This is a genomic window from Photobacterium pectinilyticum (genome assembly GCF_024357955.1).
Classification (GTDB): Bacteria; Pseudomonadota; Gammaproteobacteria; order Enterobacterales; family Vibrionaceae; genus Photobacterium; species Photobacterium pectinilyticum.
Window position 1 is genome coordinate 1 of record NZ_JANEYT010000097.1, and the last position, 16,789, is coordinate 16,789.

16 protein-coding genes are annotated in these 16,789 nt (G+C 47.4%); 6 read left to right on the forward strand and 10 right to left on the reverse strand.

The window, feature by feature from the left end; genetic code table 11:
• Nucleotides 1-187: 187 nt before the first annotated feature.
• The 6 genes from NHN17_RS23085 to NHN17_RS23110 form a co-directional block, all read right to left on the reverse strand.
• Nucleotides 188-1,039 (reverse strand): TIGR03899 family protein, encoded by an 852-nt coding sequence (locus NHN17_RS23085; protein ID WP_255045012.1) that lies wholly within the window; start codon nt 1,037-1,039, stop codon nt 188-190.
• Nucleotides 1,040-1,096: 57 nt separating this feature from the next.
• Nucleotides 1,097-1,579 carry a DUF3299 domain-containing protein gene (locus tag NHN17_RS23090; RefSeq protein ID WP_255045013.1) on the reverse strand — a complete coding sequence of 161 codons (483 nt, stop codon included), beginning with the start codon at nt 1,577-1,579 and terminating at the stop codon, nt 1,097-1,099.
• Nucleotides 1,580-1,583: 4 nt separating this feature from the next.
• Nucleotides 1,584-2,843, reverse strand: a complete 1,260-nt coding sequence (locus NHN17_RS23095; RefSeq protein ID WP_255045014.1) for an ABC transporter permease — start codon at nt 2,841-2,843, stop codon at nt 1,584-1,586.
• Entirely contained in the window at nt 2,844-3,533 is a 690-nt protein-coding gene (locus NHN17_RS23100; protein WP_255045015.1) for an ABC transporter ATP-binding protein, read from the reverse strand. It lies immediately after the preceding gene.
• 50 nt (nt 3,534-3,583) lie between these two features.
• Nucleotides 3,584-4,213, reverse strand: a complete 630-nt coding sequence (gene zrgA / locus NHN17_RS23105; RefSeq protein ID WP_255045016.1) for a zinc uptake protein ZrgA — start codon at nt 4,211-4,213, stop codon at nt 3,584-3,586.
• A gap of 441 nt (nt 4,214-4,654) precedes the next feature.
• Nucleotides 4,655-5,206: a YtfJ family protein gene (locus NHN17_RS23110; protein ID WP_255045017.1), complete on the reverse strand. Its 552-nt coding sequence runs from the start codon at nt 5,204-5,206 to the stop codon at nt 4,655-4,657.
• Nucleotides 5,207-5,468: 262 nt separating this feature from the next.
• Here NHN17_RS23110 and NHN17_RS23115 point away from each other — a divergent pair, with 262 nt between their 5' ends.
• Nucleotides 5,469-5,678, forward strand: a complete 210-nt coding sequence (locus NHN17_RS23115) for a DUF1107 domain-containing protein (RefSeq protein WP_255045018.1) — start codon at nt 5,469-5,471, stop codon at nt 5,676-5,678.
• 5 nt (nt 5,679-5,683) lie between these two features.
• On the opposite strand, the gene msrA is transcribed toward NHN17_RS23115, so the two are convergent.
• Entirely contained in the window at nt 5,684-6,307 is a 624-nt protein-coding gene (msrA, locus tag NHN17_RS23120; protein WP_255045019.1) for a peptide-methionine (S)-S-oxide reductase MsrA, read from the reverse strand.
• Between the two features lie 174 nt (nt 6,308-6,481).
• Between msrA and tamA the strand changes: the two genes are divergently transcribed.
• The 3 genes from tamA to NHN17_RS23135 are packed head-to-tail and all read left to right on the forward strand — an operon-like array spanning nt 6,482 to nt 12,312.
• Nucleotides 6,482-8,197, forward strand: coding sequence for an autotransporter assembly complex protein TamA (gene tamA / locus NHN17_RS23125; protein WP_255045020.1), 1,716 nt, complete (start codon nt 6,482-6,484; stop codon nt 8,195-8,197).
• Nucleotides 8,194-11,943 (forward strand): autotransporter assembly complex protein TamB, encoded by a 3,750-nt coding sequence (tamB, locus tag NHN17_RS23130; RefSeq protein ID WP_255045021.1) that lies wholly within the window; start codon nt 8,194-8,196, stop codon nt 11,941-11,943. Before tamA ends, tamB begins: the two co-directional genes overlap by 4 nt.
• 18 nt (nt 11,944-11,961) lie before the next feature.
• Nucleotides 11,962-12,312 carry a gamma-glutamylcyclotransferase family protein gene (locus NHN17_RS23135; protein ID WP_255045022.1) on the forward strand — a complete coding sequence of 117 codons (351 nt, stop codon included), beginning with the start codon at nt 11,962-11,964 and terminating at the stop codon, nt 12,310-12,312.
• Nucleotides 12,313-12,321: 9 nt separating this feature from the next.
• On the opposite strand, the gene NHN17_RS23140 is transcribed toward NHN17_RS23135, so the two are convergent.
• The 3 genes from NHN17_RS23140 to fbp form a co-directional block, all read right to left on the reverse strand.
• Entirely contained in the window at nt 12,322-12,690 is a 369-nt protein-coding gene (locus NHN17_RS23140) for a rhodanese-like domain-containing protein (protein ID WP_255045023.1), read from the reverse strand.
• A 58-nt stretch (nt 12,691-12,748) separates the two neighbouring features.
• The gene (gene ppa, locus NHN17_RS23145) at nt 12,749-13,279 is read right to left on the reverse strand and encodes an inorganic diphosphatase (RefSeq protein ID WP_255045025.1); all 531 of its coding nucleotides are present in this window, start codon (nt 13,277-13,279) and stop codon (nt 12,749-12,751) included.
• Nucleotides 13,280-13,450: 171 nt separating this feature from the next.
• Nucleotides 13,451-14,467, reverse strand: a complete 1,017-nt coding sequence (gene fbp / locus NHN17_RS23150; protein ID WP_255045026.1) for a class 1 fructose-bisphosphatase — start codon at nt 14,465-14,467, stop codon at nt 13,451-13,453.
• Nucleotides 14,468-14,674: 207 nt separating this feature from the next.
• Between fbp and mpl the strand changes: the two genes are divergently transcribed.
• Together mpl and NHN17_RS23160 are read left to right on the forward strand one after the other, a co-directional pair.
• Nucleotides 14,675-16,036, forward strand: a complete 1,362-nt coding sequence (gene mpl / locus NHN17_RS23155; RefSeq protein WP_255045027.1) for a UDP-N-acetylmuramate:L-alanyl-gamma-D-glutamyl-meso-diaminopimelate ligase — start codon at nt 14,675-14,677, stop codon at nt 16,034-16,036.
• Entirely contained in the window at nt 16,029-16,658 is a 630-nt protein-coding gene (locus tag NHN17_RS23160; protein ID WP_255045028.1) for a flavin prenyltransferase UbiX, read from the forward strand. The genes mpl and NHN17_RS23160 overlap by 8 nt, the downstream gene beginning before the upstream one ends.
• Nucleotides 16,659-16,789 lie beyond the last annotated feature (131 nt).

Here is a 16,789-nt window from a genome sequence, read left to right on the forward strand (position 1 = left end):
TGTTCGTTGAATCGCTTCTTCATATTCACCTTCCTTCTTATAAGATGAACATTACTAAGTATTGGCTGGATTAGAAAGCGGGGAGCAGGTCAAAACTGGAAAATTAACTGGTCAGGTTGATTGACCTTGCCGTTTTGCGTTTAACATTCAGGGATAGAAAGTTATTATTCTACGTGAAGGCCTGTTATCACTGGCTTTCAACCACGAAGAATGGTGCTAGTAGCTCAAGGATGGTTTCTCGGAAAGGTTCGTGTGTCTTGCTACCTAATAGATCTGCAATTTCCTGCCCTGTTGGCGATAAACGGTAATACGTGAAACTCAGACCTTTTTGGTGTGGAATGAGCTGATAGGTATGGTTCTGGTAGCTAAATGGAAGCGCTATACCTGATGCTAACTCTCCCGACTCTAATTCTCTTTTCAATATAAGCCCTAGCTCTAATAAGATAAGCAGATCGGAGTAAGGTAGAGAAAAGTTACCCAGAGGAACGGAATGCAGGGAGGGGGCGAACAGGCTGGGTAGAAACTTATGTTTTGCTTTCAAGGCAGTCAGGAGCTTTTTGCTTTTGTCATTGCCAAAATGGCATGAAAGCGTACAGGCTCGGTGGAAGACTTGTGCTTCTTTGTGGGTCATATTACGAAGCGTATCAAGCGTTTTTAATGATACTGAGCCTGGGGACAAAAATTCTTGTCTGAGAATACGACTCCACAGTTGTTGCATTGAACTATTACGTATTTTTTTTGCTATCGAAGTAAAGTAGTTAAGCCAATCAGGGTCAATACTCTTGGCTTTCTCTAGAGGGGTTGTATCGAAGGTTAGCTTGAATATCTTCTCAAGATTTTCTTGTTGGAAATATTGTTCTTTTTTGTATCGGCCTTCATACCTTTCTGAAAGTGTATGTGGCCCATCATTAGTTATTTGGAAGCTGACACCGAGTTCTTCAGCAATCGTACTAATGATACTGGGAGGGGATTTTTTGGTTTTTTCTTTGTCCTTTGTTTGCAGTTCAAGAGGCGGGGATACTTTGCTCTCGCCTTCCATAGTGATCACCCTTAAATGTTTGAGGGCCAGCTTCAAGAGAAGCTGGCTAAATTGATATTACATATCGTCGTAGTCTTCGATGGCGCTTCCTTCCAGCAGATAGCCCACTTCAGCAAGGTCATGGCTCACGCTTTGTGTTTTCAATGTTCCCACGACGTAAACGACATCCCATAGCTGTTGTATCGGCGCTCCTTTCGGGAACTTTACGTAAACAATCTGATTAGGTGGCGGCGGTGGTACGTGGATACATGCTCCAAAGTAAGGAACTAAAAGAAACTCGGTGATGGTTTTATCATCCCCTTCTAAGGGGATCACAAACCCCGGGATTTTGACCGTACTTCCGTTCAGTTCTTCTCTGACGTTGCCAACCATCGTTTGTTTAGCTGCATCTCCGTCATGATTGAGGATCGGCATCTGGTTTGCATTGAACTGAGTGCGTTCTTTTTCTGGGACTAAATCTATCCAGTCCAGCGTTAAAGCTTCATTCGCAGAGCTCAGAAGTGGAAACCAACAGCAAAGTGCGAGTAGCCATCTTTTCATGTAATTATACCTTTATAGTCATGCCATCCGAGAGTGAATGTTGATAGGCGCGGATAGCAGGAATGATCCCCACTAGCATACCAGCTAACTGAACGAGTACTAACAACAACAGTTCATGGCTTGTAGGAGCAGTGATCGGAATGAGTAATCCAAACTGCGCCTGAATAATCGGCTGAGTTATCATCAGAATCAAGTACAGTAAAGAAGTGCCAACGGTGACTCCCAGTGCGGTCAGGAGAGTCGCTTCACTCGTCAGGAGAAAGAATATGTGGCCAGGTCTAGCGCCCATGGCTCTAAGGATCGCCATTTCCCGCCGCCTCTCATTCAGGCTAGTCAATAAGCTGGTCAACATTCCGAGTAGACCCGCGATCACGACAAAAACTGAGACAACCAGCAGGGCTTGTTCTGCTACTGACATCATCCCCCAAAGCTCATGAAGCGCGATACCCGGCATGATGGCACTTAACGGCTCTTTGGTGTAAGTATTGATATAGCGTTGCAGAGCAAAGGTTTGGATTTTTGAGTTGAGGCCCAGCATGAATGCTGTGATCTGCTTGGGAGCGAACTGTTGAGTTGCCAGCAATTCCGCATCTGGAGTTGGACCTAGGCGGGCTCCGCTTTCCCAGCCAACATGAATGGCTTCAATCGCGGGTAGAGAAACATGAACACTGCGGTCTACAGGGGTGCCGGTAGGTTCAAGGATACCAACGATTTTAAAGGGTAGATTATCATGACGGTTAAAAGACTGGTCACTGATCCCGTGGGCAATGATGATTTCATCGTTAATCTTGTAATCGAGCTTTTTAGCAACCTCAGCACCGATCACAGTTTCAAATAAGCTATCGAACGCCTCACCCTGTGCTAGCTCTAGGGGTTGTTTCTGCCCGTAACGATAATGCTCAAAATAGTCGCTGTTGGTTCCGATGACACGGAAACCACGATGAGAGTCGCCTAATGAAATTGGAATCGCCCATTTTACTGAACGGTGTTGACTGATCTCTTGGAAGCTTTGCCAGTCTATGTTGTTGGTGGCATTGCCTATCCTAAAAACAGAGTAGAGCAATAGATTAACTTGGCCAGAGCGAGATCCGACGATGAGATCTGTCTCTGAGATAGTATTAGCAAAGCTGGATTTGGCCTGAGTCCTGACTTTTTCAACCCCAAGTAAAAGGGTAACCGAAATAGCAACAGTCAGTAATGTCAGTATTGCGGTGGTTTTTCGATTGGCTAGGCTCTGCCAAGCGAGACGAATGATCGGCCCCATTTAATACCCCCTTGCCGCTTGGTTGATAACGTTCAGATTAATACTGCGGTCAAATAGCGCTTCGAGCGTTTCATCATGGCTGACAAACAACAATGTTGTGTCTGATTTATCACACTCAGCCATTAGCAATTTAATGAAGGCCTCGCGGTTATCATGATCTAAGGCAGAGGTAGGTTCATCTGCAATTAGTAATTTAGGCTTTCCAATCAATGCCCTTGCGGCGGCAACGCGTTGTTGCTGTCCAATACTGAGTTCGCTGATTGGGCTGTCCAAACACTCTGTGGGTAAATGCAATTGGGTCAGCAGTTGCTTTGCTTGTTCATACATCCCTCCGGAAATTTGCTGTTTACGTAATGCAGAGAACCGGCAAGGGAGTAGAACATTGTCGATGACAGAGAGATAAGGTAGCAAGTTGAACATCTGGAAGATGTAGCCAATATGATCGGCCCTAAATCGGTCTCGGCCGGTCGGTTTTAGGCTGCTGAAAGGTTGTCCTAGTAGCTCGACTGTACCGGTGGTTGGCTCGTTGATTCCTGCTAATAAACTCAGAAGGCTTGATTTCCCGCTGCCGCTAGGGCCTTTGATGAAAACTTTTTCCCCTTTCTTCACTACCAGTGTAGGGATATCCAATAGTGGTTTGGTTTGTCGGGGCCATTGGAATGTGAGTTCGCGAATCTCAATGATGCTCATGGTTTGTCCTGAAATGGGGAAGAACTTCCCCATTTTTGGTTGCAGAGGTGTTAGAAACGGAAAGTGATGACGTTTGAGGTCAATGATCCACCTTTCTGACCTTTTTCCGTGATGGTGTTAACCGTAATACGCTCAGTGGTTGGGAAATGGGTAAACCACTGGGTTTTGACTTCTGTGAGTTGACTGATATCGCTACATTTGTAGGTGTATTGCGCTGTGAACTCACCGTGGGCACCATGGTTATGACTGTCATGCTCGTGGCCGTGGTCATCATGGTCATGGCTGTCATGCTCGTGGCCGTGATCATCATGACCATGATGGTTTTCAGCCTCTTGGCTAGTCAGTGTTTCCGTCGCAAGGCTTTCAACCAACTGGCATTTAGCATTAGCCGTGAATACCCATAGTGACTCTGGCGCTTTAAGTTGCTTGATAGCGTTGTTAATCGCAGCCTTCTGTTCGTCCGTTTGTGGTGCGTGTTCAAAGCCAACGATATCTGCGCCCGGAGCGTGGATCTCCATCAATAAGTCTTGCCCGTCTTGGGCTATATTGACTTCAACCACGCCATGGACATGGGCATCATGCTGACGAAAGTGATCTTCTGCGAAAGCTGAGCTAGATACGGATAGGCCAAGGCTGACGAATAGAGCCGCGACAGGTGAAAGTGATTGATTAAAACGCATGGTTACCCCAATAAATTGTTAGTGATTAAAAATAGTAGTGTTAACGATCAGGGAAAACGGCGGTGACCGGGCTATCGGAGAACGGTGACGTAGAAAAACTTGCTGGGGCATCGTGTTGATGATGGTCGTGCGGATCTGTTCCGTTCCTGGGAAGTGATTATGTTGAACAAGGAAACTGTCATGGATGATGTGGCAGATAGAACAGTCAGTTGCATGGTGGTGGTCTGACACTGCTTCAAGTTGGTGCAACACGGAAACTGGCCCGATGGTTACGATCAGGCTGATCAGTATAAAGCTAAGGCTGTGTGTCCAATAACGTTTGAAGTTCACTTTGATAAAATGAAAACCATATCCATGAGGTGTAATAATATAACATTACTACTTTCTCCATAATATGGCTTTCATATCATTTTGATCTTAATTGAGGTTTATTAAGTTGCCTTAAAAGTTACTTTTTACCAACTCTAGTGCCTGTTCGATTTCTTGGGATGATAGTTTGCCTTCTTTTACAAACAGTACCTGGCTACTCTTATCAAGGACAATAATAGCTGAGTCCTCTGCAGCAAGTTGCCACGACTGATGGACGGTACCATTGGCATCCAGCACCATTGAAGACCAAGAAAACTCTCGCTTGCTATCTTCAGCAGAAGATTTTACGAAACTCCCTGTGCCCCAGATCGCATCATCTTGATTGATGATGGTTGTGGTTTGGTATTTTTCATCAGGAAAGTCTGCCGCCGTGATGGCACTGATTAAATCAGCATTCAGTGCCTTGGCTGAACTACGGCCAGCAATGGCTTGGATAACTCGAACCTTGCCTGCTAACTGCTCGCTGTTCCAATCTTGGTAGACAATTTTGTCATCTTGTAGGGTAATTTCACCTTTATCAGCAACCTTAACAGCAGGAAGTGTATCACCGACGGTTAGGTTATGGGCAAAAGCAGTCCCGGATAGCAGTGTGGCCAGTAAGGCGAAAAGAGGCTTCTTGTTCATTATTTTTTCCATGATTTATTAGACGCGTCATTATCTTAGATTACTGCCATTAAGCTGGTTTAACCAGTTTGTAAAGCCTTGAACCCAATCACGAAAATATAACACTAAGTGCGTATTCAGGGCCGGGGGACGATGAAATGCATACTATCTTGGTAAATAGTTATTAACTGGCAAGTAACTTGCTTAATTATTCTGTCTTGGAAAAAGGAAACATCCGGGCATTTTCAAGGTCTATAGTCTTAGTGATTTTTGTGAGGGAACCATGTTAAGAGTATTCAAAAAATATCGACCAAACCAAGTTGCTCGATACGTAAAAAGTTACTTTCGGGGGCGACTATTTATTATCGGTGTCGGGGCTTTTGAATTTGATTGTGGGCGTTTATTACCACCGAAAAAGCATGACACCAAGGCGCTGAATGTGCTGAGCGAGGTCAACCGTGAGATCCAACTCCTTAGTGCAGAAGCTTTTTGATATCGCTATTGCGGAGGCATGCATATGCCGGTTCCACCTAGCCCGCAATAGCCATTAGGGTTCTTGGCAAGATATTGCTGATGGTAATCTTCGGCAAAGTAGAACGTACCTGCAGGGAGGATTTCAGTGGTAATAGAAGCGTCGAGTAATGCTTGTTGGTATCGAGCCTTGCTGGCTAATGCCTCTTGATAGTGTTGATCTGAATAGGTGTAAATTGCCGAGCGATACTGGGTGCCCACATCATTACCTTGTCGCATACCTTGGGTGGGATCGTGGTTTTCCCAGAACAATGTCAACAAGGTGTTTAGGCTGATCTGTTGTGGGTCAAAAATGACCCTGACGACTTCGTTATGACCTGTTTGCCCTGTGCATACTTCTTTATAGTTTGGGTTAGGGGTGATCCCACCGCTGTATCCAACAGCTGTGCTGTATATGCCTGTTTGTTTCCAAAACAACCTTTCTGCTCCCCAAAAGCACCCCATTCCGAAAGTCAGTACTTCCATTCCTTGAGGGATCTCGTCATTGAGTTGAGTTCCGTTCACTGCATGGGGTAACGAAGGCATCATTGGGGTTGCTCTGCCTATCAGAGCCTGGCTTTCTGTTGGTAAGATTTGCTTGGATGACGACATGGTTATCTCCTTATTTTGATGTCACTGACTTTCTTCAAAGTAGAGGAAACGGAAAAGACATTCAACTTTGGTGGATTTTCGAAGCAAAAGATTGGCAGTTAGGGCTGTGCTTTGTCAGAATTAACCATACACAAACATAAAAAAATAATGCGCTAACCAATGAAGTAAATAAGAATGAAGAGACCTTTTTTGCGGTATGGCCTGGCAACACTTGCGCTCACCGTTGCTATACCGGCTTCAGCCGCGACCTCTTTGAAGATAAAAGGGTTAAAAGGAAGCCTTGAGGATAATGTTGAAGCTTATGTATCAGCGATCCCTGAAGATGACTACAGCACTTCTTTACGCTTTCGCGAGCAGCTAGAGGGAGAGATCCGCGATGCGCTTAAAGCGTTGGGGCACTATAACCCCACGATTATTTTTTCCGCAGCAGAAGACGACAGTGAGCTGGTCGCTCAGGTCGAGGCCGGCCCGAATACAACCATAGCTCGAAGTCATATTCTTTTGACTGGCATGGCCCAAAATGACCCTGACTTTCTTGCTCTTGTTCGTACCAGTGGGTTGGGGCTTGGTCAGACGCTAAACCATGGAAAATATGAATCTTTGAAGTCTTCACTGACGAGTCTGGCGTTGAGAAAGGGCTATTTTGATGGTGAATTGAAGGTCAGTCGTTTGGAGGTTGCCCCGAGCCGTAATGAAGCATTCATCACGATTGAATACGCTTCTGGTCAGCGCTATAACTTTGGTGAAACAGTTTTCGAAGGTAGCCAGATTGAGCTAGATCGCCTGGAGTCACTTATGCCTTACGAGGAAGGTGATCCTTACTTAGCCTCTACATTGGGTGAATTTAACCAGCGTTTATCCAATGTTGGTTGGTTTTCTTCGATATTTGTCGGCGGTGAAATTGCCAACCTCAAAGACGAAGAAATTCCTGTCAGCGTGGTGCTCAAGCCACAAGTTAAAAACCAAATTGAAACTGGTATCGGTTATTCGACTGATGTGGGGCCGCGCCTGAAATTCAACTGGCGCAAACCTTGGTTAAATAGCAAGGGCCACAGTTTGAGCATAAAAACAGAGTTGTCTGAGATCCAGCCGAAAATTGAAGCGACCTATAAAATCCCGCTTGATGACGTCTTGAATGATTATTACCAAATCGTAGGCGGGATCCGCTATGTCGATAATCACGATACTATCAGTACTGAAACCAATTTGGCCGTTGAGCGTCATTGGCGCTTGGAGTCGGGCTGGAAACGAATCGCTTCAATGCGCTTGCTCTACGAAGACTATACCCAAGGTAAAATTGAAAGTGGTAATTTGTTTATGGTGATCCCGGGGATCAAATATGACAAAACCCGTGTTCGAGGTGGTGCTATGCCGACATGGGGGGATAAGCAGCTGATCTCTATTGAATATTCCGATCCGGTATTAGGCTCAGATACTCGCTTGACTCGATTACGTGGACGTTCAGCTTGGATTCGTAGTGAAGGGGAGAACCACAGAGGATTGTTCCGAGTAGATGGCGGGGCGGTGATTGCCGATAACCTGACTGATATCCCACCTTCAATGCGCTTTTTTATTGGTGGTGATAATAGTCTGCGAGGTTATAGCTATGAGTCAATCTCGCCACGTAATGAATTAGGGCTTAGAGAAGGGGGTAAGTATATGCTTACGTCCTCGCTTGAGTACCAGTACCGTGTTTATGGTGATTGGTGGGGGGCCGTATTTTATGATTATGGCTCAGCCTGGAATGACAGCCCTGAATGGTTAGCTGGTACTGGGGTGGGGGTTCGTTGGGCCTCGCCAGTGGGACCTATTCGTGTTGATTTTGCCTGGGGACTGGACAAAGAAAAAGATAAATTCCAGCTGCACTTTGTATTGGGGCCAGAAATATGATTTGGGTAAAGCGCTCAGCGATCGCCTTGTTGGCACTACTGATGGTGGCGGTTATTGCCATCGCTGCACTGTTGTATACGCCTGCAGGGATTAAAGTTGCAGTATGGGGGGCACAGAAAGTTTTGCCATCACTAAGTGTTGGAGCGAGTAATGGGAGCCTGTTGAATGGCTTTTCTTTACAGCAGGTGAATTATAGCGATGACAGCATCGACTTATCCCTAGCGCAGTTGGCCTTGGATATCGAAGACAGCTGTTTGTTAGCACCTGCAGTGTGCATTTCAGAACTTGCGGTATCCGGAGTGCGCTTTTCGATGCCTGAATTGCCCCCCTCAACGGAAGAGGTTGAAGAGGAAGTCCCAGCTGAACCGATGACAGAGTTTAGTTTACCTATTCCGATAACTCTGTCTCGCTTGGTACTGGATGATATTGAGCTTAATGTGCTGGGCAATAAGGTCGCCTGGCAACACTTTTCTAGTGCGGCAGATATGTTGGGGGATACACTGACCCTCAAGCCGACAGACTGGAAAAATATAGATCTTACGTTGGCACCAGCTAGTGCTGAGCCGAAAGAGGTTGCTGAGCCTATGGTTACAGCACCGCAGCCGATTGTGTTGCCCGACGTCATTATTCCACTCTCGGTTAATATCCAGCGTTTTACCGTTGAGGCATTCACTCTTCATGGCGAGACGCCTCAGACCGTCGAGAAACTGGAGTTGATAGCCAAGGCGAAAGGCAGTGAGGTAGTGGTTGAAAAGCTGGAGGTTTCTGCGCCGCAAGCTGGTCTTAAAGCTAAAGCCAAGATTGAATTGGTCGATGACTATCCATTGGCACTCAAGGCCGATGTTGCCATCAATATGGACCCATTGAAAGACCATCACCTTGAGCTCAATGCTGATGGCAGTGTGGCCAATTTGATTTTGGATGCCCGTGTAAAAGGGACAGTGGACGCTTGGCTGAAAGGAAGCTTGTCAGCGCTGGATCCGGCGCTGCCTTTTGAACTCACTCTTGAAAGCCAGCACCTTCAGTGGCCTATTGAAAGCGAGCCAGATTTCGAGGTGAAAGAGACGAAACTGTTGGCCCAGGGCAGCCTTGATGGCTATAGCTTTACGCTCAAGAGTCAGATTGATGGTAAGCCAATGCCTGCCGTTGGTGCTGAGTTGACAGGTAAGGGGAGCCTTGAAAATATTGAATTAAGTCGTCTTGCTGTTGATACCTTGGGTGGCTCTATCTCTGGTAATGCCAAGGTAAGCTGGAAAGACTTGGTGAATTGGCAAGGTGAGCTGGCCTTTGATCACCTTCAACCGGGCTTGGAGTGGCAGGATGTACCTGGTGATCTCAGTGGTAAGTTAAGGACATCGGGGGGACTGACTCAGCAAGGCGGTTGGTTCGTTGAATTGCCTGAATTGGTTGTTGATGGTGTGGTCATGGAGCAGCAGCTTGATCTCGTTGGGCAGCTATCGGCTAAAGACACTTCAGGTAAAGGAGAATTACAGCTGGATACTCAGGGGTTGGTGCTGAAACATGGTCCAAACGGGTTTTCAGCCAAAGGTCGGTTGACTAAAGCGTGGGATATGTCTGCTGATATTAATGCGCCGGATCTATCCCAATCCCTGCCAGGTTTGCGTGGCAGTGTGCAGGGGAATATTCAGCTGAAAGGAAAAATGGCTGAGCCGGACTTGGATGTTGATTTAGTGGGTGAGGCACTGGGTTGGGAAGAATTGGCTTCGCTTGAAAAACTGACGCTGAAAGGGCAGATCACCCCAATGCCAACACTGGACGCCGATGTGAGCTTGACAGCTTCAGGTGGCCGTTATGACACTTTTACCTTGAAAGATTTGTCACTGTTGCTCCAAGGGAACGAAAAGCAGCATCAGCTAGTGCTGGATGTGAATGCTGAGCCAGTCAGCGCAGCGTTGCGCCTGCAGGGGGAGCTCGACAGGGACAAAGGCTGGCGTGGTGCGCTTCAGCAAGGGGAAATTGATACCGATCTGGGCGTTTGGAAACTTGATCGCTCAACAGCACTTGGTTACCGGTTTGATAAGCAATTGGCCAGTGTTGCGGCGCATTGCTGGGAGCAAGACCGAGGTAAAGCGGCATTGTGTCTAACTCAGAATATGGAAGCCGGCACAAGCGGCCGCGCCAAAGTAGCGTTGAGTAATGTCAGCTTCGATATGTTGACGCCATACCTGCCTGATACGGTAGAGCTTCAAGGCAGTGCAGGGGCGGAGGTTGAGGTGGCATGGGCACCGAAATCTACGCCGTATGTCAGAGCCAGTGTTAATTTACCTGCCGGTAGTGTGACTCAACAGCAAGACCCAGATTTGGATCCTGTCATTGTGGCTTGGGACAAGGTGGCGGTGAATGCCGAGGTTAAGCAAGATACCCTTATTGCTGATTGGCTCTTTTCTATCCGTAACAATGGCGATTTGAGTGGCCGGGCCAAAGTGATGTCCTTGAGTGGCGAGCAGCAGTTGGATGCTCATGTGAAACTTGATAGCTTTATGCTCGGTTTTCTTAAACCTTTATTGATGGACTATCACAGTTTCGATGGCCAGGTTGAAGCCGATCTCTCGGTTACGGGACCGGTTATGCACCCTGCAGTTAATGGCTTGCTTAAGGTCAGTAATGTTAAAGCTTCGGGGCGTACAGTGCCCGTTGATATAGATAAGGCCGATATCACGGCGACCTTCAGTGGTTACCAAGCTCGGCTTAGCGGTGAGGTGGTAACACCGGATGGTAAATTGAATATTACCGGTGATGGGAACTGGCAGGATCTGGCCAATTGGCGTGGACAGCTCGGCGTTAACGGCCGGGAGCTTGAAGTGACAGTACCGCCATTGTTGGCGGTGAAGGTGTCACCGGATTTGATGATAAAAGCAACGCCGCAGCAAGCCGAGATCACGGGCAGCGTTGGTATTCCCTGGGGGCGAATTACCGTTGATCAGCTGCCGGAATCAGCTGTCTCTGTGTCGGATGATGAGATCTTGCTCAATGCCGATCTTCAGCCTGTCGAAACAGAAAAGCCCATCCCGTTTAATCTTAAGACCAATGTGTTGGTAAGAATTGGTAATGATGTCAAGCTGTCGGCTTTTGGGCTTAAAGCTGGACTCGTGGGGGACTTGAATGTCCGCCAAGATGAAAAAGGCCCGTTGGTATACGGTGAAATCAACCTACGCAATGGTACTTACCGTTCTTTTGCTCAGGAGCTGGTGATCCGCAAAGGGCAGATCTTGTTTAATGGTCCGGCCGATCAGCCTTATTTATCGATTGAGGCTATTCGCGATCCAGACAACATTGAAGATGATGTGGTAGCTGGCTTGCGAGTGACGGGGCCGGCAGATGAGCCGCGAGTGAAAATATTTTCTGACCCGGCCATGGCGCAACAAAATGCCTTGTCTTATATTTTACGAGGAAAGGATCTGGATAGTGAATCTGACAGCAGTGATGCCATGACCACAACGTTACTGTCAATGGGGTTGGCGCAAAGTGGTCAGTTGGTTGGGAGTGTTGGAGAGGCTTTTGGTGTTCAGGACCTGTCATTAGATACGTCGGGTTCTGGTGACGATACCCAAGTGACAGTCAGTGGGTATATCGCCCCGGGCCTACAGGTGAAGTACGGGGTGGGTATTTTTAATTCTATTCCAGAATTTACCGTGCGTTACCGCTTGATGAAGGATCTCTATGTCGAAGTAGTTTCGGGGCTGGACAGTGCGGCTGACTTGCTGTACCAGTTTGAGTTTAACTAATCTGAGACAGGGAACGCTTTGAAAGTCTTTGTTTACGGAACGTTGCGTGAAGGGGAAGCCAATGCTGTTTTCCTTAAAGGAGCGGTCAAGCTGGGAAAAGAGCGTCTAGCCGAAGGCTATATGCTCTACAGCTTAGGTACGTACCCTGGTGCAATTACGTTACCGGATGGAGGGCCGCTATGGGGGGAGGTATATCGAATAAATGCGTGCATTTTACGGGCGCTCGATTGGCTCGAAGACTATCCGGTTGAGTATGATCGGGTTGAAATATCTACATCATATGGCAAGGCATGGATATACCTGTATAACCCTTCGGTAAGCGATTTACCGGTGATCGAAAGTGGTGATTGGTGCCAACGTATTGATTAAGTCTGATTGTTATTTTGGCATAGCCTTTATTAATGCCTGGTAGCTTTCTCCGTTGTAAATGTTGGAGTAGCCAAGTTTATAGAGGGCTTCTTCGGCAATCCCAGATCGGCGGCCAGATCGGCAGTAGATAAATAGTGATTGGCTTTTATCTGGGGCAAAAGTGGTCAGCAGCTCTATCTGCTCGTAAGGTATGTTGATCGCGCTTGGAAGATGGCCTTCGATAAACTCCTCGTGGGAGCGAACATCGATGATTATTGGCTTACCGGAATGTGGACCATGGTAAGACAGCCAAAACGCTTCTGGTGTAATGACTTCTGCAAAAGATGTGTTGGCCATAGAGGCTAATACAAAAGCAGTAGCTATCAATAGCCTTTGCATAAGGGATACCCTTTTAACTGTCCCGGGCTTTTTGCCCGGGAAATTGTCGCGTTGATCGCTATTTTTCCTGAGCGCGCTTAAACGACTCAAGGATTTCTTCCTTGGCTGCGGTAGCATCTGCCCAGCCTTCGACTTTCACCCATTTACCCGGCTCAAGCTCTTTGTACCGCTCGAAGAAGTGAGTTATTTGGGCTTTTAATAGTTCAGGGAGATCGTCAACATCCTGAATGTGTTCATATTCTTTGGTTAGCTTGCTATGGGGCACCGCGACTACCTTAGCATCTTCGCCTGACTCGTCAGACATTTTTAGCACACCAACCGGGCGGCAGCGGATCACCGAGCCTGGAACCAAAGGAAAAGGTGTTGGTACCAGCACGTCAACCGGGTCACCATCAAGTGATAGGGTGTGGTTTACATAGCCGTAGTTACAAGGATAAAACATCGGTGTAGACATGAATCGGTCTACGAAAACTGCACCACTGTCTTTGTCGACCTCATACTTGATAGGATCGGCATTGGCAGGGATTTCAATGACAACATAGATATCTTCGGGTATGTCCTTTCCTGCAGGGACCTGATTAAGGCTCATCGTCTCTTCCTTTTGCTTGGTTAATCAATTGTTGGTGTTGTTGAAATTATAATACCAACAACCTTCTTTTATTGTCTAATAGCAATAAGTTGTAGGCGTGGTTAACACTTTGAAGATGAAAGAGGTACTGCCGGAAGAAAACAGGCTGAGTTCTTCAGCCTGTTTGTTTACTTAGTCTTGCTCAGGGAATTCAGCCAAGAAAGCTTCGACTTTCTCTACCATGTTGGTTGAACCGACAAAGAAAGGAGCGCGTTGGTGGAGCTCAGTCGGTTTGATATCCATGATTCGGCCAACACCATCTGAAGCCTTGCCGCCAGCCTGTTCAATCAGGAAGGCCATCGGGTTGCACTCGTACAATAGGCGCAGTTTACCCGTTGGGTGGGTTGCTGTGCTTGGATACAAGTAGATACCGCCTTTTAATAGGTTACGGTGGAAATCTGAAACCAGAGAGCCGATGTAACGTGATGTGTATGGACGGTCGTCTTCTGGTACATTTTCCTGGCAGTATTTGATGTACTTCTTCACTCCCATCGGGAAGCGGAAGTAGTTACCTTCGTTGATCGAGTAAATTCGTCCGTCTTCAGGGGTTTGCAAGTTTTCGTGTGACAGGCAGAACAGACCCAAAGATGGATCATAGGTAAAGCCGTGTACACCGTTACCCGTTGTATATACCAGCATGGTTGAAGAACCATAAATGATATAGCCGGCAGCCACTTGCTGGCTACCAGGTTGTAGGAAGTCCTCTTGCGTTGGTGGTGTGCCAACTGGGGAAACTCTACGGTAAATAGAGAATATAGTACCTACGGAAACGTTTACGTCGATATTCGAAGAACCATCCAATGGATCCATCAAAACAACGTATTTAGCGTTTCGGTTCAACTCTCTGTTGAACGTAACGGCTTCGTCTTCTTCTTCACTGGCTACGCCGCACACTTGGTCACGAGCTTCCAGTGCAGCTTTGAACTTATCATTGGCATACACATCGAGTTTTTGTTGCTCTTCACCCTGAACATTCTCGTCGCCGAACGAACCTGTGATATCGGCCAAACCAGCCTTGTTGATTTCACGGTTGACGATTTTCGCCGCAAGTTTAATCGAGCTCAGCAGGGAAGAAAGCTCACCGCTGGCGTGGGGGAAGTCGTGCTGTTTCTCGACAATAAATTCGCCAAGGGTTCTAATATCGGACATATACAATCCTTGCATCTTGTTGTCATTGGGGCAGTTAAGTCAGGTACAATGTCTCTAATGGACAATTTTTATACCCATATTGGCATTTTGCCTTTTATAGTGTGTGCTCTATTTTGAACAAAATATTGTATATAAAGATCTTTTTTATGGTAACGAAGTAACGCATTAGCGTGAAATTAGTGAAAATTACCGAGTGAGACGACAGTTATGCACATCCATATTTTAGGAATTTGTGGCACTTTTATGGGCGGAGCGGCGATTCTTGCCCGCCAATTAGGCCATAAAGTAACCGGTTGCGATGCCAATGTTTATCCACCTATGAGTACCTTGCTTGAATCTCAAGGTATTGAAATAATTCAAGGTTATGACCCTTCTCAATTGAATCAAGCACCGGATTTGGTTGTTGTTGGTAATGCGATGAGCCGTGGAAACCCTTGTGTGGAATATGTGCTTAATCAAAACCTGCGATATACCTCGGGGCCGCAGTGGCTGCAGGAGATTCTGTTGCATGACCGCTGGGTTCTGGCCATTGCTGGCACCCATGGTAAGACCACTACAGCCAGTATGCTGGCTTGGATCTTGGACGATTGTGGATATAAACCTGGTTTCTTAGTCGGTGGTGTGCTCGGAAACTTCGGTGTTTCCGCGCGTTTAGGCGAAAGTATGTTCTTTGTCGTTGAAGCGGACGAATACGATAGTGCTTTTTTCGATAAACGTTCTAAGTTTGTTCATTATCGACCACGAACTCTGGTTATGAATAATTTGGAGTTCGACCACGCCGATATTTTTGATGACTTGAAGGCTATCCAGCGCCAGTTCCACCATTTGGTTAGGACGGTGCCGGGAAATGGGCGGATCCTCGCGCCGACAGGAGTCAAAGCGATTGATGAGACATTGGAGATGGGCTGCTGGAGCGAATTGGAATTTATCGGTGAAGATGGTCATTGGCAGGCCAATAAGCTTGATGCGGCCGGTAGCCGTTTTGATGTCCAGCTTGATGGTAGTAAGGTCGGCACTGTTGATTGGGATCTTATCGGTGATCACAATGTTAGCAATGCTCTGATGGCCATTGCGGCGGCCCGCCATGTTGGAGTGACAGCAGATTTGGCGTGCGAGGCGTTGGGTAAGTTTATTAATACCAAGCGGCGCTTAGAGTTAAAAGGCGAGAAGGCCGGGGTGAAAGTCTATGATGATTTTGCCCACCACCCAACGGCGGTGGAGCTGACGCTAGGTGGCCTGCGTGCAAAAGTGGGTCAGCAGCGTATTCTGGCGGTATTGGAGCCTCGCTCGAATACCATGAAACTCGGAGTGCATAAATTGGATTTAGCCCCGGCGCTGGCAGCGGCCGATGAGGTCTTTATTTACCAGCCTGATAGTATTCCATGGTCGGTGGATGAAATCGCTGAGCATTGTCAGCAGCCTAGCCAAACCGATACTGATTTGGACGCTTTGGTGAGCAAGGTTGTGGCAAGTGCCAGTTCTGGTGATAACATTTTGGTGATGAGTAACGGCGGTTTTGGGGGTATTCACGGCAAGCTTCTTGCTGCCCTGGAGGCGGCGGGTGAGTGAGGCTAACCGTGATAAACGTATTACTCTTGCATGGACCGGTGCGTCCGGTGCACCATATGGGCTGCGTTTGCTGGAGTGCCTATTGGCGGCGAACTACCATGTTTACTTACTGGTTTCATCGGCAGCGCGGGTGGTACTGGCGACCGAGCATGGTCTGAAACTACCTGCTGGTCCTGATGCGGCCAAGGCGACATTGGTGAAGCATTTAGGCTGCGCTCCAGAAGGACTGGAAGTGTGCGGCAAAGAAGACTGGTTCTCGCCGGTGGCATCTGGCTCAGCAGCACCCAAGCAAATGGTGATCTGCCCTTGTTCGGCTGGGACTTTGGCATCGGTGGCCCACGGCCTGTCGGATAACCTGCTGGAGCGGGCAGCCGATGTGGTGCTCAAGGAGCGTGGTCAATTGTTGATGGTTGTACGGGAAACACCGTTCTCGACACTTCACTTGGAAAACATGCTAAAACTGTCGCAGATGGGCGCAACGATTATGCCTGCTGCTCCAGGTTTTTATCACCAACCGGCGAGTATCGATGATTTGGTGGATTTCATGGTGGCGCGCATATTGGATCACCTCGGGGTCGAACAAGGTTTGGTACCGCGTTGGGGCTATGACCAAAGAAAGTAAAACGATTGTATAAAGAAAAGCCCGCTCTGCGGGCTTTTTTGATCGTGATGTTGTTAATACCAAACTGGAAAATTAACTGGTCAGGTTGATCCACTCTCTTGAACACATTTTTGATACCCTTTGGGGACTCG